The sequence below is a fragment of the Bacillus sp. SKDU12 genome, from assembly GCF_010093085.1.
Lineage (GTDB): Bacteria > Bacillota > Bacilli > Bacillales > Bacillaceae > Bacillus > Bacillus mexicanus.
The window spans coordinates 92137-116724 of sequence record NZ_MSRC01000003.1 but is presented as its reverse complement, the minus strand read 5'-3'; the positions used below and the strand labels follow the sequence as shown (position 1 = coordinate 116724).

The 24588-nt window shown below is 42.3% G+C and carries 25 protein-coding genes, 1 pseudogene and 2 riboswitches; of the genes and pseudogenes, 9 read left to right on the top strand and 17 right to left on the bottom strand.

The window, feature by feature from the left end:
- Nucleotides 1–38: 38 nt before the first annotated feature.
- Nucleotides 39–740, top strand: coding sequence for a DUF1836 domain-containing protein (locus tag BTW01_RS01860; protein ID WP_162101344.1), 702 nt, complete (start codon nt 39–41; stop codon nt 738–740).
- Nucleotides 741–868: 128 nt separating this feature from the next.
- Nucleotides 869–1063, top strand: a complete 195-nt coding sequence (gene sspD / locus BTW01_RS01855) for an acid-soluble spore protein SspD (protein WP_162101343.1) — start codon at nt 869–871, stop codon at nt 1061–1063.
- A 10-nt stretch (nt 1064–1073) separates the two neighbouring features.
- On the opposite strand, the gene BTW01_RS01850 is transcribed toward sspD, so the two are convergent.
- The 4 genes from BTW01_RS01850 to BTW01_RS01835 form a co-directional block, all read right to left on the bottom strand.
- Nucleotides 1074–2219 (bottom strand): anti-sigma factor domain-containing protein, encoded by a 1146-nt coding sequence (locus tag BTW01_RS01850; RefSeq protein WP_162101342.1) that lies wholly within the window; start codon nt 2217–2219, stop codon nt 1074–1076.
- Nucleotides 2216–2971 carry an RNA polymerase sigma factor SigI gene (gene sigI, locus BTW01_RS01845; protein ID WP_162101341.1) on the bottom strand — a complete coding sequence of 252 codons (756 nt, stop codon included), beginning with the start codon at nt 2969–2971 and terminating at the stop codon, nt 2216–2218. The genes BTW01_RS01850 and sigI overlap by 4 nt, the downstream gene beginning before the upstream one ends.
- A 263-nt stretch (nt 2972–3234) precedes the next feature.
- Nucleotides 3235–4029: a TerC family protein gene (locus BTW01_RS01840; protein ID WP_162101340.1), complete on the bottom strand. Its 795-nt coding sequence runs from the start codon at nt 4027–4029 to the stop codon at nt 3235–3237.
- A 244-nt stretch (nt 4030–4273) separates the two neighbouring features.
- Complete coding sequence (locus BTW01_RS01835; RefSeq protein WP_162101339.1) at nt 4274–4888, bottom strand: DedA family protein; 615 nt, start codon at nt 4886–4888, stop codon at nt 4274–4276.
- A 243-nt stretch (nt 4889–5131) separates the two neighbouring features.
- Here BTW01_RS01835 and BTW01_RS01830 point away from each other — a divergent pair.
- Nucleotides 5132–6066, top strand: a pseudogene (locus BTW01_RS01830) (Ku protein).
- A 3-nt stretch (nt 6067–6069) separates the two neighbouring features.
- Nucleotides 6070–7905 (top strand): DNA ligase D, encoded by a 1836-nt coding sequence (locus BTW01_RS01825; RefSeq protein ID WP_162101337.1) that lies wholly within the window; start codon nt 6070–6072, stop codon nt 7903–7905.
- Between the two features lie 237 nt (nt 7906–8142).
- Here BTW01_RS01825 and BTW01_RS01820 read toward each other — a convergent pair whose 3' ends face one another.
- Nucleotides 8143–9156: a glycosyltransferase family 2 protein gene (locus BTW01_RS01820; protein ID WP_162101336.1), complete on the bottom strand. Its 1014-nt coding sequence runs from the start codon at nt 9154–9156 to the stop codon at nt 8143–8145.
- A 12-nt stretch (nt 9157–9168) separates the two neighbouring features.
- Nucleotides 9169–10863, bottom strand: a complete 1695-nt coding sequence (locus BTW01_RS01815; RefSeq protein WP_162101335.1) for a DUF6044 family protein — start codon at nt 10861–10863, stop codon at nt 9169–9171.
- A gap of 195 nt (nt 10864–11058) precedes the next feature.
- Here BTW01_RS01815 and BTW01_RS01810 point away from each other — a divergent pair, with 195 nt between their 5' ends.
- The gene (locus BTW01_RS01810) at nt 11059–11871 is read left to right on the top strand and encodes a metallophosphoesterase (protein ID WP_162101334.1); all 813 of its coding nucleotides are present in this window, start codon (nt 11059–11061) and stop codon (nt 11869–11871) included.
- Nucleotides 11872–11899: 28 nt separating this feature from the next.
- On the opposite strand, the gene BTW01_RS01805 is transcribed toward BTW01_RS01810, so the two are convergent.
- The 4 genes from BTW01_RS01805 to BTW01_RS01790 all read right to left on the bottom strand — a co-directional run bounded on the left by BTW01_RS01805 (nt 11900) and on the right by BTW01_RS01790 (nt 14085).
- The gene (locus tag BTW01_RS01805) at nt 11900–12451 is read right to left on the bottom strand and encodes a YkoP family protein (RefSeq protein WP_162101333.1); all 552 of its coding nucleotides are present in this window, start codon (nt 12449–12451) and stop codon (nt 11900–11902) included.
- A 611-nt stretch (nt 12452–13062) separates the two neighbouring features.
- Nucleotides 13063–13527: a MarR family winged helix-turn-helix transcriptional regulator gene (locus BTW01_RS01800; RefSeq protein WP_162101332.1), complete on the bottom strand. Its 465-nt coding sequence runs from the start codon at nt 13525–13527 to the stop codon at nt 13063–13065.
- A gap of 132 nt (nt 13528–13659) precedes the next feature.
- The gene (locus BTW01_RS01795; protein WP_162101331.1) at nt 13660–13842 is read right to left on the bottom strand and encodes a Fur-regulated basic protein FbpA; all 183 of its coding nucleotides are present in this window, start codon (nt 13840–13842) and stop codon (nt 13660–13662) included.
- Nucleotides 13843–13929: 87 nt separating this feature from the next.
- Nucleotides 13930–14085, bottom strand: a complete 156-nt coding sequence (locus tag BTW01_RS01790; RefSeq protein WP_162101330.1) for a hypothetical protein — start codon at nt 14083–14085, stop codon at nt 13930–13932.
- 193 nt (nt 14086–14278) lie between these two features.
- Between BTW01_RS01790 and tnrA the strand changes: the two genes are divergently transcribed.
- Nucleotides 14279–14611 carry a MerR family transcriptional regulator TnrA gene (gene tnrA, locus BTW01_RS01785; RefSeq protein ID WP_003218544.1) on the top strand — a complete coding sequence of 111 codons (333 nt, stop codon included), beginning with the start codon at nt 14279–14281 and terminating at the stop codon, nt 14609–14611.
- Between the two features lie 42 nt (nt 14612–14653).
- Here tnrA and mgtE read toward each other — a convergent pair whose 3' ends face one another.
- The 4 genes from mgtE to rsbRB all read right to left on the bottom strand — a co-directional run bounded on the left by mgtE (nt 14654) and on the right by rsbRB (nt 17799).
- Nucleotides 14654–16009, bottom strand: coding sequence for a magnesium transporter (gene mgtE / locus BTW01_RS01780; protein WP_162101329.1), 1356 nt, complete (start codon nt 16007–16009; stop codon nt 14654–14656).
- A 17-nt stretch (nt 16010–16026) separates the two neighbouring features.
- Nucleotides 16027–16149 carry a hypothetical protein gene (locus BTW01_RS18605; protein ID WP_258894735.1) on the bottom strand — a complete coding sequence of 41 codons (123 nt, stop codon included), beginning with the start codon at nt 16147–16149 and terminating at the stop codon, nt 16027–16029.
- A gap of 91 nt (nt 16150–16240) precedes the next feature.
- A riboswitch (M-box (ykoK) riboswitch) is annotated at nt 16241–16408 on the bottom strand.
- 106 nt (nt 16409–16514) lie between these two features.
- Complete coding sequence (locus BTW01_RS01775; RefSeq protein ID WP_162101328.1) at nt 16515–16652, bottom strand: transcriptional regulator SplA domain-containing protein; 138 nt, start codon at nt 16650–16652, stop codon at nt 16515–16517.
- 313 nt (nt 16653–16965) lie between these two features.
- A complete protein-coding gene (rsbRB, locus tag BTW01_RS01770) occupies nt 16966–17799 on the bottom strand; it encodes an RsbT co-antagonist RsbRB (protein ID WP_162101327.1) in 834 nt (277 codons plus the stop codon).
- 199 nt (nt 17800–17998) lie between these two features.
- On the opposite strand from rsbRB, the gene isp reads away from it, so the two are divergent.
- Both isp and metE read left to right on the top strand, forming a co-directional pair.
- Entirely contained in the window at nt 17999–18958 is a 960-nt protein-coding gene (gene isp / locus BTW01_RS01765) for a serine protease Isp (RefSeq protein WP_162101326.1), read from the top strand.
- 130 nt (nt 18959–19088) lie between these two features.
- A riboswitch (SAM riboswitch) is annotated at nt 19089–19244 on the top strand.
- 127 nt (nt 19245–19371) lie between these two features.
- A complete protein-coding gene (gene metE, locus BTW01_RS01760) occupies nt 19372–21660 on the top strand; it encodes a 5-methyltetrahydropteroyltriglutamate--homocysteine S-methyltransferase (RefSeq protein WP_162101325.1) in 2289 nt (762 codons plus the stop codon).
- A 39-nt stretch (nt 21661–21699) separates the two neighbouring features.
- Here metE and BTW01_RS01755 read toward each other — a convergent pair whose 3' ends face one another.
- On the bottom strand, nt 21700–22326 hold the full coding sequence (locus BTW01_RS01755; protein WP_162101324.1) for a histidine phosphatase family protein: 627 nt from the start codon (nt 22324–22326) through the stop codon (nt 21700–21702).
- Nucleotides 22327–22464: 138 nt separating this feature from the next.
- Between BTW01_RS01755 and BTW01_RS01750 the strand changes: the two genes are divergently transcribed.
- Entirely contained in the window at nt 22465–22935 is a 471-nt protein-coding gene (locus BTW01_RS01750; protein WP_162101323.1) for a nucleoside deaminase, read from the top strand.
- 5 nt (nt 22936–22940) lie between these two features.
- Here the strand turns inward: BTW01_RS01750 and BTW01_RS01745 are convergent, their stop codons facing one another.
- Together BTW01_RS01745 and BTW01_RS01740 are read right to left on the bottom strand one after the other, a co-directional pair.
- Nucleotides 22941–24044, bottom strand: a complete 1104-nt coding sequence (locus BTW01_RS01745; RefSeq protein WP_162101322.1) for a glycosyltransferase family 2 protein — start codon at nt 24042–24044, stop codon at nt 22941–22943.
- A gap of 122 nt (nt 24045–24166) precedes the next feature.
- Nucleotides 24167–24577 (bottom strand): organic hydroperoxide resistance protein, encoded by a 411-nt coding sequence (locus BTW01_RS01740; protein WP_162101321.1) that lies wholly within the window; start codon nt 24575–24577, stop codon nt 24167–24169.
- Nucleotides 24578–24588 lie beyond the last annotated feature (11 nt).

Sequence of the window (24588 nt, the reverse complement as noted above, 5' to 3'; positions counted from 1 at the left end):
GTATATCCGCGCGTCAAAATGTTTTAAAGAGGTGAACAATGAACATTTTTAAACTGACTCGAACCGATATGGTCCGGCTGCTCTATTCTCTTAAAGGACAAGGAGACGTAAGCCCGCTCGATATTCTCGTCCAATCAGCGAACATGTCGGCAGAAAAAGCAGCCAATCATCTTGAAATTCCTGAATTTCTTACTAGATACGAACGAAAAAAACAGAGAAAAGAATATGGTCTCTCCACAAATGAAATCGTAGAACTTGGCAACCTATGCGAGCTGACTTCGTTAAAGTCCACTGCTATTCAAAACTGGGTAAAGCGTGATATCAAAGATTTGATCGGTCACCCTGAGCTGGGCAAAAAATACTCAGTTGAACAGGCTGTCATTCTTTTAATTGTACGTGATTTAAAATCCATTTATGACTTTGAACATATACGGGCTATTTTAAAAGTAGCCTTTAACACAATCACGGACAGATCCGATGATGTCATCAGCCCGATCGCTTATTATCAAAGCTGTGCATATGTGCTAGATGCCGTTCATCACCAGGACACGCCTTCTATGAAAGAATCGAATCTGCAAACGATCGTCGAACAGGAGACAGAGCGTCTCCGTCACCATTTTGAAGAGTTGACTGACAGACAATGGCTTAAAATCAGACAGATTATCGCTATTACAGTCCTCTCCATTTTGACTTTCCATATTCAAACAACAGCACATAAAATGACAGAAGACATTTTATAGTCTGCACCCCCCAGCCTTCGGGCTGGGGGGTTCTTATTCTCCACAACAATTGCCAGCATAAATAATCCCCGTACATTTCAAACTAAATATGCGTTAAGAATTTCTCACAAAAAAAGGAGATGAAAAAGATGGCGAGCAGAAATAAACTCGTTGTTCCAGGGGTGGAGCAGGCACTAGACCAATTCAAACTCGAAGTGGCTCAAGAATTCGGTGTGAACCTTGGTTCAGATACAGTCGCACGCGCTAACGGCTCTGTAGGCGGGGAAATGACAAAACGGCTGGTGCAGCAGGCACAATCACAATTCAACGGCACAACTAAATAAACTCAGGTCTCTATTCGCCGGGGGCACTCGGCGAATTTTCTGTTTGAGCTGAGTTATGATCACTGCTGCTGCCGTTTGGATTACGGCGGTCAGAAGCGTTATCGCTGCTAGAAGGACGGTTCCTGCCTTGTTCGCCGTTATTCCAGTCCCTGTGATATTGACTTTGCCCTTTTTCAGCGCTATTGTCCTCATTTCCTTTATCTTGAGGCTCTTGTATTTGGGGTTGCTCATAATCCCCATCTTTTTCGGCATTTGTGTTTTCATTTGAGTCCTTTACATTTTTATCCTTGCCATGATCCTCAGTCTGGTCATCCGTTTTATCATTTTTCTGGTCTTCGGAGTCCGTGGTATTTGGCTGTTCATGATCTTCTTGCTTCCCGTCCTGGCTGTCAGTTTTTTGATCGATGTTTTCATCCTTGTTTCCGGCATTCTTTTGATCCTCTTCCTCGAGTGAATTGTCGGAGTCATGTTTTGATTTTTTATTGTCTTTCTTTTCATTTGATTTGATGTAGCTGCCTGTTGAGATACCTTCCTTCTTCGCTTTTTCTCTCGTCTGCATATCTGACTCGAGAGATTCCATGCGATATGTCGTTTTATATTTTTCCGTCACATCATTCAGCTGTTTTTTCACAGCTTTTTTATATGTATGGTCTTGTGTATTTTCATAAACAGTGGAAATTAATATTTCTTTTGTTTTCTTTACATACCCCTGCTCACTGCTGTCGGTTATAATATCGTCAATCACCTTTTTAAAATCCGTCTTCTCCCAATCATCTATATCATCCATAACCTTCTTTCCCTCATCATTCAGGGGCGTCATTTCAATCACTTCGTAATCGCTGTTTAAAGCCATTTCAAGGCTTGGATTGATATCAATTGTCATATACGCATAAGCCTTATTATTAGAAAAAGTGGGGAGAACTATAAAAATAAAAAGCATAATTGCAGTCATCGTAACAATCCCCATTTTGAAAGGGCGCAGTTTTAAAAAATCAAAAAAGCTGGCCCTTCTCCCCATGCGTGATTCGCTCGGAATCATGATTTCTTCTCCGATTTCATAACTTTGGCGATCATTTTTCGTTTTTAAAAATTGTCCGTCAGGGGTCAGCAACGTGACGAATTTTCTATTTTTCTCTACTATTATCCCTCTTCTCATGAGTGCAGCACCCCTTTAAGATAATCTTTTAAATAAATATAATCACCTGTAATAATAATACACATCGCAATAATATATTTCCTATTTCTCTCAATTGTTTTTCGGCTTACAGAGACAAGGAGTTCCAGCTGTTTCACCGGAAGCTGTTTCTTTGTATACAGGATAGCGGCCAATTCTTCATGTTCAACAAGAGTCATTGCCACCTTTATGGCATTTTGTCTTGCGTCCGCATGCTTTGGAGAGTTTTCAAGCAGCTCTTTAAACGATAAACCATACTCTTTAAGCTGCCTTTGAAAATAGAGAATTTCCTCCCGCCTCTGCTCCTGTTCAACTTGACGGCGATATTCATCAATGGAAAGCTCGGCTTCAATCAGGCTTTGTGATGACTCCTGATCGTCCCCTTCCTGTGAATCAATATTTATATTTTGTGCGCTTCTGGCTTCTTTTCTGATGTAATCAATAACTTTTCTTTTTATGATAAGCTCAGCAAATGCGAGCAGTGAATTGCCTTTTTCAGGTGAGTATTTTTCAATAGCTTCATTAAATGCGATCAGCCCAATGCTGAACTCATCGTCTTTTTCATCTATATATCGTTTACAAACGGATGAAACCGTCTTTGCGATAAATGGCTTATATTGCTGTATTAATTCATTTTGCAAATCTTTATTGCCTTTTTGTATACTTTCAACCGTTTTTTCAAGCGTTTGCTTCTTTTTTCCTAATTTAAACAAAAGGCTAAGCACTGGTTTCACCTCAGTTCCTCCCTATAACTACTCATTAATGATAGCTAATTTGATAGGGAATCGCAAAGGAGAAAAAGAAATATTGATTTCCAATGTCTCAATTATGACAAACCACTCTGATGTACTATACAAGTTTTCGTGTCTTTCTAGAGAATTAAGGGGGTGTTATACGTGTTTTTTGTAACAAAGCTGTTATAAAAATGTTATTTTATTTCGTAGATGAAAACGTTTCACACATAAAAAGACTCTGCCTTTAAGCAGAGTCTAAAAAATCAAGCCTGTTCGCGGCTGTTGTTTTTTTGATCGTTTTGTATGCCCTCCGGCTGTTTTTTTCCGCCTGACAAGAACCAGCCGCTGACCGCGATTGCCGCTAACACACCCCAAAATATCAGCTTCCATGTTCCAGAATGGATAAAGTGTTCAGAAACAACTGCTATCTCTTGATGGGCAAGTGTATATAAAGCAAGCTTCACCCCGACCCAGCCGACAATCACAAAGGCTGCTGTTTCTAGGCTTGGACGTTCCTTTAATAACTTAACAAACATGGAAGCCGCAAATCGCATAATCACCAGACCAATGATACCCCCGGCCAAAATGACGAGAAATTGCCCTCCGTCAAGCCCGCCGATCTTCGGGAGCGGCGTCCCAGGAAGTGTTACCGCCAACGCGACTGCCGCTAAGATGGAATCAACCGCAAACGCAATATCTGCCAATTCAACTTTTATAACAGTCGGCCAAAAACCGCTTTGCTTCGTCTCTTTATGTGTGTCTTCTTTCTTAAACACATATCTTTTCAGTAAGTGGCTTGCTGAGATATACAGCAGATAGATCGCGCCAATCGCTTGCACCTGCCATACGTTGACTAAAAAAGAAATAGCGAATAGAGAGCCAAATCTCAGAACAAAAGCCCCTGCCAGCCCATAAAATAATGCTTTTTTCCTTTTTTCCTCTGGCAAATGTTTGACCATAACCGCCATAACCAACGCGTTATCAGCGGCTAAAATTCCTTCCAGCCCGATCAAAACGAGAAGAACCCAACCATACTCTACCAATAATGCTGCATCCATTAATGATCCCCTCCTCTTTCTCTTCATCCGAACTTATGCCGGCCGGAACATGCAAAAAAGACCTTTGCCGACATAAGGCAAAGGTCTTGCTAGACATGAATTCAGGCATGCCAACAAAGCCGATGGATATCGCAATCCATGAATTGACGACTTTGTTTCCGGAATCTCTTCCGGACGCTACTCCCCTTTGGGATTCAAGAAATATGATATTATATGTCAATGATATGCACAGCGCGATACTTTGTCAACGCTTATTTTTTAAAAATACAGATAAGTGTTCAGAGTGGGCACGTTTCTTCCTCTTTTTTATCAGCAGGCAGAGCAAAAACACCACTAAAATCGCTATCCCGACTGGAAACATATATTGATCGAGGATAGAGCCGACTTCCTTCCAATTCTCGCCGAGCTTCACACCAAGATAAACGTATACAAATGTAATCGGCAGCATGGCAATGAATGTATAAAGCGAAAACACCCACACATTCATTTTTGCAATTCCGCACGGTATGGAGATCAACGTCCGGATCCCAGGCAAGAAACGGCCGCTGAAGGCGACAAACCCTCCGTGTTTTTTAAAAAATTCATCCGACTTATTGAGCGCTTCAGGCTTAATAAAGAGGTACTTCCCAAAACGCTCAAGAAACGGCCTCCCTCCGTATCTGCCAATCCAATACAGCGTAAGCGGACCGACCACACCGCCGAGAGATCCCGCCAAAACAGCGCCAACAAGTGTCATATCGCCTTTAGAGACCCAATAACCTGCAAGCGGGAGGACGATTTCAGCAGGGATAAACTCAATACAGAGCGCTAGAAATACTCCAAAATAAGATAAACTTTTAAACGCTTCTATCCATGACATCACCAGCTCTTCGATAGCTACCACTTCCCTTTATTTTCAGTTATGTAAATTTCATTTTTCAAGACACCAACATGATTTTAACATATTTTTCACGGTCATCTGAACTAAAGGGAGATCTCCCAAGTATTTCTTCAGCTTCACTTGGATTATAGCACCTGTGGTCACTTACTTGTCTTAAATCGATTGAAAATGATGAAACCTTCTAACAGTGACGGCTGTTTTTTCATCCATAAGTTGCTACACATGAATCGCACTCTTCCTCTTCACACTAAAGAAAAAAAGGGGTTATCGCTATGCATACCATGTGGAAGGGATCGATTAGTTTTGGTTTGGTAAATATCCCTATCAAGCTATATGCAGCTACAGAAGATAAAGACATTAAGCTGCGCAGCCTTCATAAAGAGGATCATGCGCCGATCAAATACGAAAAAATTTGCACGAATTGCGAGAAAACACTCGGTCCTGAAGAAATTGTGAAGGGATATGAATACGTAAAAGGAAAATATGTTGTGCTGACGGACGAAGATTTAAAAAGCTTAAAGCAGGAGCATGAGGAGAAAGCGGTTGAGATTGTTGATTTCGTTCAGCTTCAGGAAATCGACCCGATTTATTTTAACCGTTCCTATTTTGTCGGCCCCGGGGATAACGGTACAAAAGCCTATACCCTGCTGCGTGAAGCCTTGCGTTCAACCGGAAAGATCGGCATCGCCAATATGACAATCAGATCGAAGCAGCAGCTAGCCATTCTCCGCGTTTATGAAAATTGTATCGTGATGGAGTCTATCCATTATCCCGATGAAGTCAGAAGCGCTGGCCATGTCCCGGGTGTGCCTGAACAATCGAATGTAAATGAAAAAGAACTGCAAACCGCTATCACTTTAATAGATGAGCTGACTGCTGAGTTTGAACCTGACAAATATGAGGATACGTACCGGCAGGCGCTGCTGCAAAAAGTCAACGATAAGCTTGAAAATAAAGAAACAGCCGTTACTCCAGATAAAGCGCCTCCTCGTGAAGATGTCATTGACCTGGTCAGCGCTTTGCAAGCCAGCATAGACCGCACCAGAGAGCCAAACCAGGAAACGAAGAAAGCTGAGCCTGTCCAAACTGCTGAACCGAAAGGAGCCGGAAATAAAAAACGAAAAACAACTAGAAAAAAAGCCTCCGGCACGCCATAATCCATGGTATTAACCATGCAGCCTGTCCTTACTTCGTCACCGCCAATAGGACCAGAATGGCGCTACGAAATAAAATATGACGGATACCGCTGTATTCTCCACCTCCATTCTAAAGGTGTAACCTTAACCAGCAGAAATGGCTTGGAGCTTACCAGCACCTTTCCTGAAATCACCCAGTTTGCCCAAACTGCCTTTCAGCATATGGAAGAAGATCTTCCGCTGACACTTGATGGCGAAATTGTATGTTTGGTGAACCCCGGCCGTTCAGATTTTGAACATCTTCAAGTGCGGGGGCGTTTGAAACGGCCAAATAAGATTATGGAGTCAGCAAACGCGCGCCCGTGCGTCTTTCTCGCCTTTGATTTGTTAGAGCGCCGCGGAAAAGATGTGTCATTTCTTTCGTATTTGGACAGAAAAAACTCATTGCACGATCTTATGTCTGCAGCAAAGCTTCCCGCATCTCCCGACCCTTATGCTAAGGAAACCATTCAGTATATCCCCTGCTATGAGCAGTTTGATTCGCTTTGGGAGATGGTTACAGAAGATGACGGTGAAGGAATTGTAGCGAAAAAAACAAACAGCAAGTGGCTTGAAAAGAAGCGGTCATCCGATTGGCTTAAATATAAAAACTTTAAACAAGCCTATGTTTGTATAACAGGGTTTAACCCCAAGAATGGATTTTTGACGGCATCTGTGTTAAAAAACGGCGTCATGACACCGATTGCCTCTGTCTCACACGGAATGCGCGATGAGGAAAAAAACGCTATACGCGAGATTATGAAACAGCATGGCCAGCAAGCACCATCGGGAGAGTTCACGCTTGAACCATCGATTTGTGCTGCCGTTCAATACTTAACAATTCTCCAGGGTACATTAAGAGAGGTATCGTTTATCGGTTTTGAATTTCAGATGGACTGGACTGAATGCACGTACACTCAAGTTATACGCCGCTCCAAGCCTGTCAATCCAAAGCTTCAGTTCACAAGCCTGGATAAAATCATATTTGAAAAGAATAAAAAAACGAAAGATGATTTTATTCAATACATGATTGAAGTCAGTGACTACATGTTCCCATTTCTAAAAAACCGCGCTGTCACCGTCATCCGCTATCCGCATGGCTCAAGAAGTGAATCGTTTTTCCAAAAAAACAAACCAGACTATGCGCCGGGTTTTATTCAAACTTTCTATGACGGAAGCCATGAACATATTGTCTGTGAAGATATGTCGACTTTATTATGGCTGGCCAATCAGTTAGCCCTGGAATTTCACGTTCCTTTTCAAACCATTCAAAGCAGGCGTCCGGCTGAGATTGTTATTGATTTGGACCCGCCTTCTCGAGATGATTTTCTCATGGCTGTGCAGGCTGCAAATGAACTGAAGAGGCTTTTTGACTCCTTCGGCATTACATCGTATCCGAAGCTGTCAGGCAACAAAGGCATCCAGCTTTATATTCCCTTGTCTCCTGAGGCATTTACGTATGAAGAAACACGCCAGTTTACCCAGCTGATCGCTGAGTACTGCACCAATGTATTTCCCGAGCTCTTTACGACAGAACGCTTGATTAAAAACAGGCACGGGAAATTGTACCTTGATTATTTGCAGCATGCAGAAGGAAAAACGATCATCTGTCCTTATTCGACAAGAGGAAACGAGCTTGGCACTGTCGCTGCACCGCTCTATTGGCATGAGGTCCAAACATCCTTAACACCCGCTATGTTTACGATCGATACTGTCGTTGATCGGATCAAGAAGCAAGGCTGCCCATTTTTTCATTTTCACCGCAACCCACAAGACGAACCTCTTAGCGCCATTTTACATCAATTGAAGAAAAAGATCTGACTATCATCGTGCGTTCAGGCAGGACACCTAGCCGCCTTCTCGACACAAAGTCCTAAAACGTTTATGTTTTAGGACTTTGTCTTGTCATCTTTTCAGCATGATTGAAAAACCCTTGAAGAGGCATCTGAGCACAGCGAATGTTGAAATTCATGAGCACCGAAGCGCAGCCTTGACAACGAACACGAGGTTTTGCCGCTGACACGCAGAGAGCTGACTGATGAAGTCAGCTCTCTGCGTTCAACTGTACTTTTTCTCCAATCGATCCCGCTCCTGACGCTGGAGCGGACTTAGCGGCTCATTATACAAATCGATATCAATCGCATATTTCGGCCGTCTTTTCACTTCTGAAAAAATCGTTCCGATATATTCACCGATAATTCCGATTCCCATTAATTGCAGCCCGCCCAAAAACCAAATGGAAATAATAAGCGACGCCCACCCTGCATTTGTATGGCCTAGCAGCTTTTGCACGAACGCCCCGATTCCCGCCACAGCACTTATGAAAAGTAAAATAAATCCTAAAAGCGTAAAAAATCGAATCGGCGCAACACTGAAGGATGTAATCCCGTTAAAAGCAAATGATAGCATTTTTTTGAGCGGATATTTCGTTTTGCCGGCAAAGCGTTCCTTACGGTCATACAAAACTTCGGCAGATCTAAAGCCGATCATAGGAATAATACCTCTTAAAAACAGATTCGCTTCCGGATAACGAGCGAGCTCTTCAAGAGATCTTTTATTCATTAAACGAAAATCAGCATGATTGTATATTAATGTAATCCCAAGCTTATTCATAAGCCGGTAAAACCCTAAAGCAGTCGTGCGTTTAAAAAAGGTATCGGTTTTTCTGCAGCGGCGGACACCATAAACGATTTCACAGCCCTCATGGTATTTCAGCATAAAATCCCGAATCACAGAGATGTCGTCCTGAAGATCAGCATCAATCGAAATGACGCAGTCTGATCTGTTTTTCGCTTTATGCAGTCCGGCTAAAAGCGCTTTTTGGTGTCCGACATTGCTGGCTAATTTTAAGCCTGTAACCTTCTTGTTTCTTATGCTTTCCATTGCAATCAAAGCCCAGGTGCGGTCTTTGCTGCCATCATCGACAAACAGAATTTTACTGTCTTCAGCAATTAACTTTTCTTCAAACAGGCTGTCTACAACCTCTGTCAGCTGACGGCTTGTCTCTTGAAACACTTCCTCTTCATTGAAACATGGAACGACGATGGTTAATACTGGCTGTGACTGTTTCAATTCATATCCTCCTTATCTTGTTTCGTATAAATAAATGCGCCATGCGGAATGTTCATGGTCAAACATTTTAACGAGCGCGAGATGGTTTTGATCAGCATTCCTGATCGGAACTGAAGAGAAAATATAGCGTCCGCCCATTTTTTTAAATGCATCCGTATTTAATTGAAGATTGCTGATCGTTTTCTTGGAATTCTTCTTGAAATCATATCGTTTACCGAGTTCATCAACGAAAAGATAGCAGCGGCTTCCCCACTCATCAAAATATTGTTTTAGACGATCATTTTTTTCCAGCTCTTTTTCAATGATTTTCCTGAATTCGTATTTATATGAGAGCGGATATAGGTTGTTATACGTATCTAACGTGTAAAACCCGTTATATTGGGCGATTGACGGATGCAGCCCGATGCTTGCCACCCTGTACGAATCTTGAGGGCGTCCGATATATTCCTTAATTTCTTTAAATTGCTCAGATGCATAAAACTCCCGGAATGTCGGCGCATTATAGTGGACGCCATACGTATATTCTTCATTAAAAGGCGCCAGCACCATCAGCTGTGCAGCGACTGCTGCGTATACAAGCCATTTCCACCCTTTCCCCATTCGCCAAATGAGATATAAAGCAAGCGCAAAACTCACGTAAATGACGAGAGGACGGAGAAAATGAAAACGGGCAAAATTGAATTCAGCTAAAAAGGCAAATGTCTGCTTGGGCACCGCCCATATCTTGTTAAACCAAAACGCATACCATAATGACAGCCCGTAATTAAGTACACATAAAAACAGATAACCATTTTCTAACTTTGTCCGGTTTCGCTTAAAGAGCAAAGCTGCAAACACGAGCAGCACGATCGGAAGGATGACGAGGGTATGAACGGTCATCACATGATTATGGCCATAAACAAAGTTTTTTACGGATAGACGAAGAGAATGCCATACGTCATGCCTTGATGAAATGAATTCAATCCGATGCATCGGTGCATGCGAAAACAGCATTGAATAGACAAGCCGATACTCAACGGAAAGATAAATACTCGTCATAAAAGCGATACTGCCTAAAAAAGTCAGATTCCATCTTCTTTTTGTGATCGTATCATACAGCCAAAAGCACGCCATCCCTGCCAAGAAAAAGAAGAAGCCTAAGACAAAGCTTGAATATAAAGGAAGCAAGCCGAGCGTCAGCCACTCCCTCCATGAAAAATCCCCTTTTCTGATATTCAAAAAAGCCCACAGTGCCAAAGGATATCCAAGTGTACTCAGCATTCCGGAAGGCCAGAAAGGTGTCAAAGCAAAGGCCAGTGATACGCCAATTCGTATGAAGGCTGCTTTCGGCTCGGGGATGAAATGTTTTTTCAACAGCACATACATTCCAAAAAAAGCAACAACCCTTGTTATCGTCTGGCTTATTGCATAGGCGGTCATGGAAGAAAACAAAGCGTGCAGCCAAACAATTCCGCTCAGCTCAGTGCCAAAGGCATCCCTCGGCAGCCCGTTAATGATTTGCGGAATAGCAGCGTCCACCTTGCCGATGACTTCTCCGCTATCTGCCAGTACCTTGTACCAAGCAATATTGGAATCTAAATTGTCGTGGACGCGAATATGGGCATCTTCCTTTAAAATAAAAAGCGGTGATACATACAGTAATAGAAGAAATAATGCGATCCAGAGATAATATGTTTCTTTTTTGTGTTGGCTCATTAATCGTAACATCGCTTACACATCCATCTGTTATTCTGACCACATCCGGCATGTTCTGCCTTAGGTGTCAAAATTTATTATCCCTTTTCCTTTCCAAAACATTCATCAGACAACAATCTGATTCTCAAGCCTGTCGATCACCCATTAATTCCCGCTATCCATTAGGTTCGATCACTTACTATACTAATAAGAGGGAGGGGATATATTTTGTTTATCATCTTACTTTCGTTGGCCATACTCGTGTGTGTGCCATTTCTATATAAAGCGAATCGCAATACAAAAGATGTAAAGGTCAACACCATTTCAATTGATCAAAAAGACGGCCTTCCAGCCAGAAAAAAATTAAATATCCTTCATTTATCAGATCTTCACCTAGAAAACATTTCTGTTTCACCTGAAGAGCTGTATCAGCTAACAAAACATCAGCCTGTAGACATCATTGCGCTTACCGGAGATTTTCTAGACCGAAAACGTAATATTCCGAAGCTGGCAGGTTACTTACATGCATTGCAAAAGCTGAAGCCCGCATATGGAATGTTTGCGGTGTTCGGCAATCATGATTATGTATTGAAAGAAAAGGACTTTCAGAGATTAAAGCGTGTTTTAGAGGAAAACGGCTGTACCACCCTGCAAAATGAGCATGTTCAAATCGAGACAGCGGCAGGGCATGTCAATATTATCGGCATTGATGATTACAGTACCAATCGCAGTCGTATTTCCGGCTCTTATCAGCATCTAGAAAACGGCTATCATCTTGTATTAACACATGACCCAAACATCGTTTTGGATATGGAAAATGTTCATTATGATTACCTGCTTTCTGGCCATTTTCACGGCGGGCAGATTCACTGGCCAAAACCGTACCATTTGGTAAAAATGGGAAAACTCGTGCGCATGAACATGATTAAAGGCCTTCATTATCACCACGATAAGCCGTTTTATATCAGTGAAGGCTTAGGACAAACCGGTGTAAATATCCGTGTCGGAAGCCGCCCTGAAGTGACATTTCATCAAATTTAATGTAAAAAAGACTGAGCTGATCACGGCATCAGTCTTTTTTTTGATAGATATTCTGAAGCTTTTCTGTTGAAATAAACAAATAGGATGAATGCGGTAAATGCCGCAGGCTCACTGGCTTTGAAGTGAGAAATAAAATCGGCACATGGGAAAGCTTTTTAAAGCATCTGTAAACAGGGTTGACCGGTATGACCACATCAAAGCCGAGCCTTTCCACGCCTTTGTCAAGCATTGTAATGCCAACGATTCCTTTGATTTTTTCCCTTTTTTTATGATTGTTGATGTACTCCAGGAGCATCGGCATCGACTGATATACTTTTTGATAGATAATGATTCCCTTTCGGACCGCGTTTTCAATGCTTTGCAGCTCTGTAATCAGCTTTATGTTATGGAGATGAATTTTAACGAGCACATCATTTTTTTTGATATGTGTTCCGTCGCTCAGCACGACATGATGTCCTTTGTATTTCGTCAGCCTGACTCGCAAGATGCCTTTACGATCTTTGCCAAGCAAGGTCAGCCTTGAAAAAAAGAAATAAATCGGGTCAACCGCTCTCCAAATAGAGAGGAAACAGGCTTTCATCACTTCACCTTCCTCATGATCAAACACACCCTTATATTTTGCGATTGTTCTCCTCAAAATATAGTTGCCATATTTTTTAAGCATTTTTATTGACCAAAATAGTCGCCGATCCCCTGCAGGCTGAAGTGGACTCTCAAGTACTGGCATCTGAAAATTGATGTTTTTCATATGCGGATAGAAGGAAAGCGTGACATTATAAATTCTTCACCTACTGAAAAATCAGGAGGGCAGCCAAAGAAAAAAGCTTCTGATCTGCTGAATCAGAAACGGTCCGAATAAGACAGTTGTGAGTGGATACTTTGATTTTTTATGGAGCGGGATTGCTCCGACTTACATATCAAGAAGCAGCTCTTATGTGGTGGAATCAACTTATACGAAATATTATGCAGCAGGAAAGAAAAGCTCTACTGTCATGTCAAAAGTTTACGCCACCTTTTTTCCTGCCTTCACAGAAAACGCTCAAGCGCACAGCTAAAACTGGAGAGGTGACCATCCGTATCATGCAGCAGAAAAGAAATGTGAACCTTCTAGAGGATCTTAGACATGAAAAAGCGGAGAGGTGTATCACTATGTAACAAAAAACACTCCCTGAAACAGAGAGTGTAGAATCGTTAACGAAACAATAAATGCTGGCTGTGAATGCCAGCTTTCTTCAGCAGGACGATCAGCTGGTCTTGCTCATCAGACGAAAGACCTGAAAACGCTCTCGCAATACGCAGTGCATGGATCGGATAAATTTTATCCAAGTACTCCATTCCCTTGTCAGTTAAATGTGCGTAAACAGACCGTTTATCTTTCGGGTCCTGTTCCCTTACTAAAAACCCGTTTTTTTCTAATTTGTCGATGACATATGTGACGTTCCCGCTCACAAGCAGAAGTCTTGACCCAATTTGCTGTAATTTTTGCGGGCCTCTTGTGTACAGAAGCTCCAGTACAGCAAATTCAGTGGGGTTAAATCCGTGCTCTTTGCTGTCACGGATACTATGTTCGGACACACTTTTGAAAGCTCTCGCAAAAACTCTGTACAAATTCATCGCACGCTCAACTTCTTCTTCGTTAAACGATAATCTCATCATATCTACCTCGTATATAGGATTTTTATAAAAATATAATGAAAACCCTTACATATAATAAGGGTCCAGTCCCTTGCTATATGTATTCTCTATGCATTCAAGAAATTCCTTCTGAAAGAAAAAAATCCTTATACATTATCTTGTATAAGGATATGTTTTGCGATTTCGAACGCTTCGGAAAAAATAAGCGTATTCTTTCCGAAGTTCAGAAACCGTCATTTTGTTCATCACTTCTTTGTTATAAACTCCGATTTGAAAGAGTTTTTCAGAATAATGGTTTCGTTCTTTTTCTAAAGCAGATTTCAATAAATTACTCATAGCGCCCTCCTTCATTTTGAGGTATCCTATACAAAAGATACTCTTTTTAAATGAACGTGGTATGAATTTCATGTAAAGAATTTATGTTTACGAAGATTTTCGATAAAGTCCGTTTTGAACTGATCTTAATAATTGAAAAGCATGTTCTCCGGCAAGCTGCATAAACGCCTCCAGCATTTCATCGCGCTTGATATCCAACTCTATAATTTCTTTTGCCAGTGAGACTGCTTTTTCTTTCTCCATGATTATCCTTCCTCCTCGTTTATTCATTACATAAAGAATAAAACGCACTTGTATGTCACGCATTATTCTTGTTAATTTTTCTTCCGTATTTTTTCATAAATCTTCTATTCAATGTTAGAAAATATGACAAGCGTCAGGTTTTTTCTCTTTGTTTTTTATATACTATTATCAAAAGACATCCAGGGGTGGAAAAATGGCCACAGAAGATCATTCTTATAAAGACAAAAAAGTGATTTCAATCGGGATTGTGAGTGAATTGACAGGATTGTCCGTAAGGCAGATCAGGTACTATGAGGAACGAAAGCTCATTTATCCGCAGCGTTCTTCGAGGGGAACGAGAAAATATTCCTTTGCCGATGTGGAGCGACTGATGGATATTGCCAATAAACGCGAAGACGGTGTACAGACGGCTGAAATTTTAAAGGATATGCGTAAAAAAGAACAGATGCTGAAAAATGATCCGCAAGTGCGAAAAAAAATGCTGGAAGGGCAGCTTAATGCTCACTTTCGGTATAAAAACCGGTAAATGATAAAAGTCCGGCTCACGATGGAGACGGACTTTTATCATTTATAATGATTGTATGAATAAAGTGGCAATGCCAAAGTAAATTAATAAAGACAAAATATCGTTTAACGTTGTAATCAGCGGGCCTGAAGCGATCGCCGGATCAACGTTCAGTTTATGCAAAATAATCGGGATAACCGTTCCTGACATCGTACCGATGATTAAAGTGAAGAACAGTGAAGAAGCGACAACAAATCCAAGCAATGCGCTTCCCTGCCACAAGATGGAAACAATCGCAATCAGCACAGAGCAAACCGCTCCGATATAAATACTTGTTCTGAACTCCCGGAAAATCAGGCGTAAAATGGTTTTTTTGTTCATTTCTTCTTTAGACAACCCTCTGATGACCACCGCGAGAGATTGTGTTCCCGTATTTCCTGTCATCCCTGACACCATTGGCATGAAGAACGCCAAAGCGACAACCTGCTGAAGGGCATCTTCAAAATAACTGATAATGCTTCCGGAAATCAGACCGATAAACAAGAGCAAAATCAGCCATGGCAGGCGTCGATACGCCGCTACGTAAGCCTTTGTGTCAAAGGTAATATCTTTACCCGAAGCGGCAAATTTTTCATAATCCTCATCAGCCTCCCGAATAACGACGTCGATAATATCATCGACTGTTACAATGCCGACAAGCACATTGTTCTCTTCCACAACAGGGATAGCCAAGAAATTGTAACGTTCAATCAGACGGGCAACTTCTTCTTGATCCTGAAGGGCGTCAGCAGATATGACACGGGTAAACATTAAATCCTGCACCTTTTCTTCAGGTTCGCCCAAAATTAAATCACGGTATGAAAGGACGCCTACCAGCTGTTTGCTTTCATTAATGACATATAAGTAGTTGATCGATTCAGCTATTTCGGCAAAGCTTTTCAGCTTGACGACCGCGTCTTTCACCGTATAATGCTGAGGAATCCATACATACCGGTTTGTCATCATACGTCCCGCCGAGTCAGCGGGATAATTCATCAAAAGCTGTACTGCTTTTGACTCTGACGCTTCCATGCTGGACAAAAGCTGTTCCTTCAGTTCCTCGTCCATTTCTTCAAGCAATTGAGCAAGGTCATCGTTGTCCATTTTGTTCATCGCAAGAGTTGCTTTTGTTTTTCCGACTTTATTTAAGACGACAAGCTGGTATTCGCGTTCCAGCTCTCCGATCATATCAGTAATATCATCCACAGTTAAATAAGATAAATAGCGAGCACGGTATTTCTCCGGCATTTCTTTAAAAATAAATGCCATATCATAGGGCTGAAGCTCATCAATAACATTTCTAAAATCCCTGATTTTCCCGTCTCGCAATAAAATAATGATGCGTAACATAAGTTCGTCGTAGGTCATGTTTTGAATCATCGGGACTCGTACCTCCTCTACGGAGACGTGCCGGTCTCGCCTGAAGGTGCGGCAGATCGTCTCCTCATCGTGTAATCAATTATCTCGCTGTCATAGTATATGGGTACTTCTTCAGATTGACTCGAATGGGGAGAATCCATACTCCGCACCTCCTTTTATAAGATTCGTTTTAAAGGCATAAAAAAAGCCTTCTGGATTGAAGGGGAAAGAAGCACGGCAAAAAAGCGTGCAGGGCGCCTTCAATCGTAGAGCTTTAGCACTGTATGGCATAGGATCTAAACATCCAGCTGCATTAAAAATCACCTTATGTCGATGATTTCTGTTGACCCATTGGCGTCTTTGGACATTTTTGGGCAGCAGCGTATCTCCATACAGGAGCCTCACCTAACGAAGTTTTAATTGAATTGACACACTGAGATTACAGAAAAAAATAAGCTGTGTCAACTCAAAAAAGTAATTAATGCGTTTTCATAACAATTACGAAACAAAATAAGGGCCAAAGCCCTTATTCTGTCGTTTGTGTCTCTTCATCTTCAGATAGCAAATGATAGGTTTCATGAAGTAATAAAGCGTACTCTCCTTCCTTCGTCGGATGGGGCACATATTCAGCCTGATTGATATATTGCTCCTCTTTCTTTTCCATCTGTTTCGCCTCCTTTTTTATTTAGATTGTCCAAAAGAAGGTTTCTTATCATGAAAATCCCCTGCTTAATGATACGTCCAACCTTTGCGGAGATCATATTCTGCCTCGGTTCTCTTGTTGCAGATGGATTTCAATTTCGCAGACGGAACACCGCCGTCTTCCTCAAGCTCGCTTTCTGTTAGGTTGATTCATTTGTTTTACGGATCATTGATAAGCCGAAACACTCGGAACGCTGCCTCGCTCACTTGTTATTCGCAGAATCTTTTCTGTTTCGCAGCATAAAAACTCCGCTATCGGCGATAGCGGAGTTTTCTTATTGATGATAGTTTAATGCCTGAGCAAGATTGGTTTTAATTGTAATATTAGAAAAATCGATTCCCAGCTGTACAGCGGTTTGCGCAATTTCAGGTCTGATTCCTGACAGGGTTGATTTAACACCGATCAAATTCAGGGCCTCGATCAATTTAAAGATTTGGTGCGCGACCATCGTATCAACTATCACAACACCTGACAGATCGATTAACAGATTCTCCACACGTCTTTTTGCACAAGATTGAAGCGTGTTTTCCAAAATAAACTTCGCCCGTTCGGTATCAATGTCACCGACAAGCGGAAGCAAAGCTGTTGACTTGCTCAGGGTAATAACAGGTGAGCTTAATTCCAATATCATTTCTCTCTGAGCGTTTAATTGCTGTTTGGCATTTGTTTCAGCGTGATCAACGAAAGTATAAATGGTGAAATCAAAGACTTTGACAATCAAATCAGCCCATTTTTGTTTCTCTCCCGGTTCAAACGCCGATTCGTTTTCTTCTGCGAACTTCTCAAAATACTTCGTATATAATCTCCGATTTCTCATAAACTCCCGAATGACATACTGAACCGGAGTATTAAGATGCTTTTGATCGTCCGTCAGCTCAATGACCCACTCTTGAAATTCTTCGAGAAATTGTTTTTCCGGTAAAACATACATGTAGTTCAAATGTCGGTAAAATTCTCTATCCTGTTCTTTCAATTCTTCCGTTACTGACGCATTATGTAAGGCGTAAAGCGAATTCGGATCGCTTTCCTCCATTGTATCAATCCATTCCTCGGCCATTTGTTCCACATGCTCTGAAAAAAACGCATATAATTTTTCATTCAGTTTCATCACAATGCTCCTTTCCCTAACATTATTATAACTTGACCGACGGCTGAATCCCAGTCATACATATTAAAGCTGTTTTTTCGACGGGATCCTATTTTTTCAAAATGATTCAAATGACTCTGTCCGAACGATTGTTTTTTTCATATAATAGGAGGTAACACCCTTGTATCCACTTGAAAGCATAAAAAAGGAGGGCTTTTTTATGAATGGTGAAATCCGCTTGATCCCGTATGTGACCAATGAGCAGATCATGGATGTAAACGAGCTTCCTGAGGGCATTAAAGTGATTAAGGCGCCAGAAATGTGGGCAAAAGGGGTAAAAGGAAAAAATGTAAAAATCGCTATATTGGACACTGGATGCGACGCAAGCCATCCTGATTTAAAAACCCAAATCATCGGCGGAAAGAATTTTACGGATGACGACGGCGGCAAGGAAGATGCAATTACCGACTACAACGGACACGGCACACACGTCGCCGGAACTGTTGCAGCCAATGATTCAAACGGCGGGATTTCTGGAGTTGCCCCTGAGGCAAGCCTGTTGATTGTGAAGGTTCTCGGTGGTGAAAACGGCAGCGGACAGTACGAATGGATTATTAACGGCATTAACTATGCTGTAGAACAGAAGGTCGATATTATCTCAATGTCTCTTGGCGGACCAACCGATGTACCTGAGCTGAAAGAAGCGGTGAAAAATGCCGTTAAAAGCGGAGTGCTCATCGTTTGCGCAGCGGGGAATGAAGGTGACGGCGACGAACGCACAGAAGAGCTTTCCTACCCTGCGGCATATAATGAAGTCATTGCAGTTGGATCTGTTTCCGTAGCGCGGAAATTATCAGAATTTTCAAACGCTAATAAGGAAATTGATCTTGTCGCTCCGGGTGAACAAATATTATCTACCCTCCCTAACAAAAAGTACGGTAAGCTTACCGGCACATCAATGGCTGCCCCCCATGTCAGCGGAGCGCTCGCTTTAATCAAAAGCTATGAAGAAGAAGCATTTCAACGAAAGCTATCTGAATCTGAGGTTTATGCACAGCTGATCCGCAGAACATTTCCGCTTGATATTGCTAAAACGCTGGCAGGCAATGGATTCCTGTATTTAACTGTTCTAGATGAGCTTGCAGAACAGGCAGAGCAATCACATTTGCTGACCCTATAAAATTATTTTTCTTATATAATATAATGAAAATACTGTAAAATATTTTTTCGATTCTATGTTGACAGTGAATTTGGATTCCTGTTAAGATTACCAACAAATGATTTAACTTTTAAAAAATTCATAACATTTTCTCTTATCGAGAGTTGGGCGAGGGATTGGCCTTTTGACCCCAACAGCAACCGACCGTAATTCCATTGTGAAATGGGGCGCACTGCTTTTCGCGCCGAGACTGATGTCTCATAAGGCACGGTGCTAATTCCATCAGATTGTGTCTGAGAGATGAGAGAGGCAGTGTTTTACGTAGAAAAGCCTCTTTCTCTCATGGGAAAGAGGCTTTTTGTTGTGAGAAAACCTCTTAGCAGCCTGTATCCGCGGGTTAACGAGAGTGTTTTACATATAAAGGAGGAGAAACAATGACAACCATCAAAACATCGAATGTAGGGTTTCCAAGAATCGGACTGAACAGAGAATGGAAAAAAGCGCTTGAAGCGTATTGGAAAGGCAGCAATGATAAAGATACGTTTTTAAAGCAAATCGACGACCTGTTTTTATCTGCCGTAAAAACACAAATTGACCAGCAGATTGATGTTGTGCCTGTTTCTGATTTCACACAGTATGATCATGTACTCGACACAGCAGTCAGCTTCAACTGGATTCCGAAACGATTCAGACATTTGACTGACGCTACCGATACATACTTCGCTATTGCCCGCGGAATAAAAGATGCCGTGTCCAGTGAAATGACAAAATGGTTTAATACAAACTACCATTACATCGTTCCTGAATATGACGAAAGCATTGAGTTCCGGCTGACACGAAACAAACAGCTCACAGATTACCGCAGGATCAAACAGGAATACGGTGTTGAGACAAAACCGGTGATTGTCGGCCCTTATACGTTTGTCACGCTTGCCAAAGGCTATGAACCATCTGAAGCAAAAGCAATCCAAAAACGCCTTGTCCCGTTATATGCACAGCTGTTAAAAGAGCTTGAGGAAGAAGGCGTAAAATGGGTTCAAATTGATGAGCCGGCGCTTGTTACAGCTTCTAGCGAGGATGTCCGTAGCGCAAAAGAATTATTTGAAAGCATAACAAGCGAGCTTTCCTCCTTGAATGTGCTTTTGCAAACGTATTTTGATTCTGTTGATGCTTATGAAGAGCTGATCTCTTACCCGGTACAGGGAATTGGCCTTGATTTCGTCCACGATAAAGGCAGAAATCTGGAACAGCTCAAAACACACGGTTTTCCGACAGACAAAGTGCTGGCAGCCGGCGTGATTGACGGACGCAACATTTGGAAAGCGGATCTTGATGAACGTCTCGATGCCATTCTCCATATACTCAGCATTGCTAAAGTGGATGAACTGTGGATTCAGCCTTCCAGCAGCCTGCTGCATGTGCCTGTAGCGAAACACCCTGACGAGCATTTGGAGAAGGATTTACTGAATGGATTATCCTACGCAAAAGAAAAGCTAGCCGAGCTGACAGCTTTGAAAGAAGGTTTAGTATCAGGAAAAGCGGCGATCAGTGAGCAAATTCAGCAGGCGCAAGCTGATATTCAAGCACTCAAACAGTTTGCAACAGGCGCAAATTCCGAACAAAAGAAAGAGCTCGAGCAATTAACCGCTAATGACTTTAAGCGCCCGATTCCGTTTGAAGAACGTTTAGCCCTGCAAAATGAATCGCTCGGCCTTCCGCTTTTGCCGACGACAACGATCGGAAGCTTCCCGCAGTCTGCTGAAGTGCGGAGCGCGCGCCAAAAATGGCGGAAAAATGAGTGGTCTGATGAACAGTATCAAAACTTTATCAATGCCGAAACAAAACGATGGATTGACATTCAGGAAGAATTAGGGCTTGATGTCCTTGTTCACGGTGAATTTGAACGGACTGACATGGTCGAATACTTCGGTGAAAAGCTGGCCGGCTTCGCCTTCACAAAATACGCTTGGGTTCAATCCTATGGCTCACGCTGTGTCCGTCCGCCAGTCATTTACGGAGATGTTGAATTTATTGAACCGATGACAGTGAAAGACACAGTCTATGCACAGTCATTGACTTCCAAGCATGTGAAAGGAATGCTGACGGGCCCTGTTACAATCTTAAATTGGTCTTTCCCTCGAAATGATATATCGAGAAAAGAAATCGCCTTCCAAATTGGGCTTGCCCTTCGCAAAGAAGTAAAAGCCCTTGAAGACGCAGGCATTCAAATCATCCAAGTCGATGAACCGGCGCTGCGCGAAGGCCTTCCATTGAAAAACCGTGATTGGGATGAGTATTTAACTTGGGCGGCAGAAGCATTCAGATTAACCACTTCTTCCGTGAAAAACGAGACGCAAATTCATACACATATGTGCTACAGCAACTTCGAAGATATCGTTGATACGATCAATGATCTTGATGCCGATGTGATTACAATCGAACACAGCAGAAGCCACGGAGGATTTTTAGATTACTTAAAAGACCATCCGTATTTGAAAGGGCTCGGCCTTGGTGTATATGATATTCATAGTCCTCGAGTGCCGTCAACTGAAGAAATGTATAACATTATCGTTGATGCACTTGCCGTCTGTCCGACTGACCGCTTCTGGGTAAATCCGGACTGCGGATTGAAAACAAGACAGCAGGAAGAAACAGTTGCAGCATTGAAAAACATGGTTGAAGCCGCCAAACAGGCAAGAGCCCAACAGACACAGCTTGTATAAAATAGAAACCATCTTGCCTCTGGCAGATGGTTTTTTCTATTAGAAAGCGGAAATCGGTTTCCGATGCTTCCCGTCCCCTTCTATTATTATGTCGGCTGTTCCATTTTCATCAAATTCCACAAGGCTCAATGATGTATCATGTATGTAAGCAGAATTCCATATGTCATTAACGCGTCTTCCCTTTATGATATTTAACAGCATTAATATAAAGACAGAATGGGTAACCAAGAGAACATTACCGGAAGAATGGCTGTCTAAAATCGTTTGGAGCGTTAGCCTTACCCGGTTTTCAAAGTCAAAAAACGTTTCACTTCCCTGCTGGCGATAAGCTTCGGGATAATGAAAATAAGCGTGAAAAAGATCTGGTTCGTCCCTTTCAATATCCTCTTGTTTTTTCCCTTCCCATGAGCCCAGTGACATTTCTCTGAACATATGATCTATCACCAGCAGGGGACTGCGCGATCCTAGCGCTGTTTTTGCTGTCTCTTCTGTCCGCTTGCTGGGGCTGATGTATACCTGATTCCATTCAATATCCTTCAGACGCTCCCCAAGAGCACGGGCATTGTACAGCCCAAGTTCTGTTAAATCAGAATCCATCCAGCCCTGCATCCGTTTTTCTACGTTCCATTGGGTCTGTCCGTGTCTGGCAATATATAAATGCACCATGATTACCCCTCCTCTTTTCTCCTCTTATCTTAGCAAATCCCCCAAATACTTTGTTTATTTTGCACTTTTTTGAGAATGTTCTTTGCCCTTTTTTCGGCTATACTTATAACACTTAATTGACAGACAGGAGGGTTTGGGATGAATCATGATAAATTCTTAAAACGGGCTGTCGCTCTCGCCCGTGACGGAGTGAATGCAGGAATTGGCGGTCCTTTTGGAGCCGTTATTGTGAAAGACGGAGCCATTATTGCCGAGGGACAGAACAACGTCACAACAAGTAATGATCCGACTGCCCATGCGGAAGTGACAGCGATTCGAAACGCATGCCAAGCACTTGGAACATACCAGCTAGATGACTGCATTTTGTATACGAGCTGCGAACCTTGCCCCATGTGCTTAGGCGCCATCTATTGGGCCCGGCCGAAAGCCGTTTTCTATGCGGCGGAGCACACAGACGCTGCCGAAGCCGGATTTGATGATTCATTCATTTATCAAGAAATTGATAAACCTGTTGAAGAAAGAACAGTCCCCTTTTATCAAGTAACTCTGACAGAATATTTATCTCCGTTTCAGGCATGGCGGAATGTTGCCAATAAAAAAGAATATTAAAAAGATCAGGCATGTGCGCCCTGATCCTTTGTTAATTCGCTGAGAAGCTGTTGCGCCCGTACACACTGCGGATTGGCTTTCAGCGCTTTTTGCGTATACAAAATAGCACTCCTAAACTGACGCAATTCAGCATAACAGACTCCGAGCCAGCAGCTTGATCTATAATCGGCCGCTCCTTTTACCTGTATGTACTGATGATGTTCACTATCGCTTTGCAGACAAGCTTTAAACGCTGTAACTGCTTCACTTATTTGTTTAAGCTTATACATCACGATCCCTTTATAATAGTGAAGAGTGCAGTAATCTGGATAATGCCTCAGCGCCTCATTAATATCCTGTTCCGCCTCTTTGTACCGTCCTGCGTCAATTAATAATTTATACTTTAAATAATAGATAGCAGGCGGCGGTATGTTCTTTTTTCTTCTACATTCATTGATGCAATCCGCTGCCAGCCGAAGGGCTTTATCATATTCGTTCCCTCTGCCATACTCAGCTGCTTTCTGATAAAGGAGGGATGAATCAGCGCAGGCACGCAGCAATTCCATTTTTAATAAGCTCATGTTGCGCTGATGCTTTTGCTTTGCCTCCCGCTCTAAATACCCGTAATGGTGAATGATACATGGAAGCGAGAAAGCGGCGCTTCCCTCTTCTCCCTCCAGCTTTTCACAAATCCTTCCCATAAACGATATGTTTTGCTGGTTGCGGATCAGCCTGGGCTGTCTTTGTTCAAATGCTTCATTTTCATCCCATTCCTTCCCTGTATAGTTCACAACCTTCATATAACCGAGAGACGGCAGGCTGTCAGTCAGCAGTGAAGACAACAGGCTGCCCGTATCGAGGTCTAGTTCTTCGTCGGCATCTAACACCAGAATCCATTCTCCCTTGGCATGCTGCAGGCTGACATTCCTCGCCTCTGAAAAATCCTGTTTCCATTGATGATCGTATATTTTGGCAAGAAAGCTGTTGCAAATGTCTTTCGTGCGATCGTTTGATCCGGTATCAACCACGATGATTTCATCAGCAACATGCTGCACACTTTCTAAACAGCGAGCGATATGGCGTTCTTCATTTTTCACAATCATACATACTGACAGCTTTGGTCTTTTCATGTTCTCACCTTTTCACTAGTGTGAATTCACCTATACTACTTGTATTCACACTTCGAAAAGATCATGCCAGTTCCGCACGCTTACACAAAAAAACATCCTGAGAATCCTCAGGATGCCAGTCATTATTTCAATTCTAGTTTCACATCAACATTTCCTCTTGTTGCCTTTGAATAAGGGCAGAATTCATGAGCCGCATTGACAAGCTCTTGGGCTTTGTCACGATCCAAACCTTTCGTGTTTACAACAAGTGTGACGCCGATTTTAAACCCACCGTCAGTTTCATCTTTCATTAGGCTGACTTGCCCTTCGATTTCGGAGTCAATTTCAATATTTTGTTCTTTGGCAACATGTTCGAGCGCGCCGCCGAAACATGCTGCATACCCTGCCGCAAAGAGCTGTTCCGGGTTTGTACCGGTTTGGCCGTCTTTTTTGGCATTTGGCATCACAATATCAAAATCCAGAACGCCGTCATCTGATGTAATATGTCCTGCCCGTCCGCCTCGCGCGGTTACTTTTGCTGTAAATAATGCCATTTGTATTCAGC